Raw genomic sequence first — 2733 nt, 5'->3', positions numbered from 1 at the left:
TTCAGTACTTTAATTTACTAAAAATCTATCTTTTTTGCTAATAAAATCTATCTAAATATTAATCGAACTCGGGTTATATAAAAACCATAGGGCAGTTTTAGGTTTGACCAAAGGTTTGTGTTAATCTGCTAAGCCGCCAAATATAAAATTTGGCATTTACAACGAATGATAAATACAAAATATTTATATTTGGCTTAATGTTTAAATCGTTAATCCATTATTATCTAATGCCCAACGGTTTTTATATCTAACGTTGGTGTTCATTTCTCACGCGAGCTCAAAAAATGGAATCCACTCCCCTTTTTGAAAAATAAATTGTGTGAATTTACTCTGGTTGCTGAACAGTTTCTCACAGAAAATTTAATATTGAAAATATTAAATTTTCTCTCTCTTTTCTAAGTTTAAGAACTTGAATTCTTACTCTTATGTTGAATAGTATTAAACTGAAAAATTAAAGTATGTTACTCTAAATCGGAAAAAAATAAAAATGCTGAAAAACCTCTCTCAAACTGAATTTATTCTTACTCTTATGCGGAAAAAAAATATTAGTAAAGGGAAAAGTTTCGAGTTTTTATCTTAAATTTGAATACAAAGCAAAATGAAAAAGAAAAAAAACGAAACACCAACACTGTGTATTAAAAATTACTACTTTTGGCTTTAAGCTAAATTTAGTGCTTTTTTATTCACTTCAATTTTCCGTTGGAAAATTGCCGCGAACGTAAAAGCCGTAACTTTTAATACACGTAGAACGTTAGCTGTAATTCAAAAAAAATGTCAAAAGTAAAGAAGATGGAACCGTTGAAATTAATCTCGCATTTAAGAGGCGAGGTTGGAGGAATAATTCAATCGTGGGTAATCTTTAAAATATACGAATACAAGATTTTGGAGTTAAAAACAGGAAATCTTTTAGAAGATATGGAAAATGAAAATCTGAACTTATTGAAAATTGTTCAGACTAAATTTAAAGAAGATATAATTTCAAGATTATCAGAGATTTCAAAAACTTCTCACGGAAGATTAAATTTTAATTTTGCAGCTGACAAATTTAAAATCCAAAAAGAAGAAGTGAAAAAATTCAGTAATTACTTGAAAGAAAAAAATATTGAATTTAGTCGAAATAAAAATATTTCTCATAAGGAAATTTCTTCTAGTTGGGAACAAATTGACCCTTCACCTTATATAAAAAACAAAGTAATAACAAAAGGAGTTGCTTGGGCTATGGTTATTATGAAAAGATTTGATAAAGAATATTATGGAAGTGAATATAATAGATTTTGGCAAATTGAGAGAAGGAAAAGATACAATTTGGAAATGCCAGGAACACCAAAATATATGTTATTCCCTCATATTAGAAGGTGAAAAAACTACAGCTAACACCGTACAAAATTAATTGCTTGCTTTTTGCTTACTTACGAAAATCCTTGCGGATTTTCTTTGTCTGTAATTATTTACTATTTTAGTGCTTAAACCACGCAACTAACCTTGTACATACACGTTGTGCCCAATAAAAAAATCACGTTTCTAAATACAATTAATGTAAAATGATTGTATATTTGATAGTATCAAATGATAGTATCTATAAATGAAACCACCTTACGAAATAACATCTTCTATTTTGAAATTAATAACCTCTATTTCAGAGAAAATAGGAGAAGTAAATGCAAATCTGTTAAACCGACCTTCACCTAAATTGAGAAAACAGAATAGAATTAAAACTATTCATTCTTCTTTAAAAATAGAGGGAAACACACTTACAGAAGAACAAATTACAGCTCTTCTTGAAAACAAAAGAATAATTGGGCCTAAAAAAGATGTTCTTGAAGTTTTAAATGCAATTAAAATCTATGAAAATTTAGAAGATTACAAACCGGCTAATGAAAAATCTTTTTTAAAAGCTCATCAAAAATTAATGGAAGGTCTAATTGAAAATTCTGGAAAATATAGGAATCAAAGTGTCGGAATTGTTAAAGGCTCTAAAGTTGAGCATTTGGCACCTCCTCATGAAAATGTGCCATACTTAATGAAAGATCTTTTTGAATACTTAAAAAAATCTGATGAAATTGAATTAATTAAAAGTTGCGTGTTCCATTACGAAATGGAATTTATACATCCATTTTTGGATGGAAATGGTAGAATGGGAAGATTGTGGCAAACTTTAATTTTAATGGAAAAATATCCAATCTTTGAATTTTTACCTTTTGAAACGTTAATTAGCAACGACCAAGAAAAATATTATAAAGCCTTAGCTGAAAGTGATAAATCAGGAAAGTCAACTAAGTTTATTGAATATATGCTTAACGTAATCGACATTTCAATAAGTCAATTATTAGATTTTAATAATCGAACTTTAAATGAAAAAGATAGATTAGGATATTATGTTTCACTAAACAAAACTGAATTTACAAGAAAAGATTATATGGATGTTTTTAAAGATATTTCTTCAGCGACAGCAAGTAGAGATTTAAAGAAAGGAGCTGAATTAGGTTTATTTGAAAAAATAGGAGAAAAAAATAAGACAATATATCGTTTAAAATAACTGGGCACAACACCGTATATAATTTATTGCTGGCTTCTTGCCTACTTACGAAAGTCTTTGCGGACTTTATTAGTCGGTAATTATTTACTAAATTAGTAGCTTGAAGCACGCAACAAACCATATACAACAACGTTAGCTAAAATTGCTCACTCACTCAGGCGGAATAAAAAAGAGAAAAACAGAATTTTAAAATTATG

Annotated in this window: 2 protein-coding genes; both read left to right on the top strand. The window is 28.2% G+C overall.

Annotated elements, in window-relative coordinates; genetic code table 11:
* The first annotated feature begins 771 nt into the window (after positions 1 to 771).
* Complete coding sequence (locus Q0762_RS13840; RefSeq protein WP_298767717.1) at positions 772 to 1359, top strand: hypothetical protein; 588 nt, start codon at positions 772 to 774, stop codon at positions 1357 to 1359.
* Between the two features lie 223 nt (positions 1360 to 1582).
* Positions 1583 to 2536, top strand: coding sequence for a Fic family protein (locus Q0762_RS13835; RefSeq protein ID WP_298767715.1), 954 nt, complete (start codon positions 1583 to 1585; stop codon positions 2534 to 2536).
* Positions 2537 to 2733 lie beyond the last annotated feature (197 nt).

Origin of the sequence: uncultured Polaribacter sp. (assembly GCF_947495205.1) — a bacterium.
Taxonomy (GTDB): Bacteria; Bacteroidota; Bacteroidia; order Flavobacteriales; family Flavobacteriaceae; genus Polaribacter.
This window is presented reverse-complemented; position numbering and strand designations above follow the sequence as displayed.

Coding starts and splice junctions, on each gene's coding strand:
- Q0762_RS13840 (WP_298767717.1), top strand. CDS start 772: ATGTCAAAAGTAAAGAAGATGGAACCGTTGAAATTAATCTCGCATTTA.
- Q0762_RS13835 (WP_298767715.1), top strand. CDS start 1,583: ATGAAACCACCTTACGAAATAACATCTTCTATTTTGAAATTAATAACC.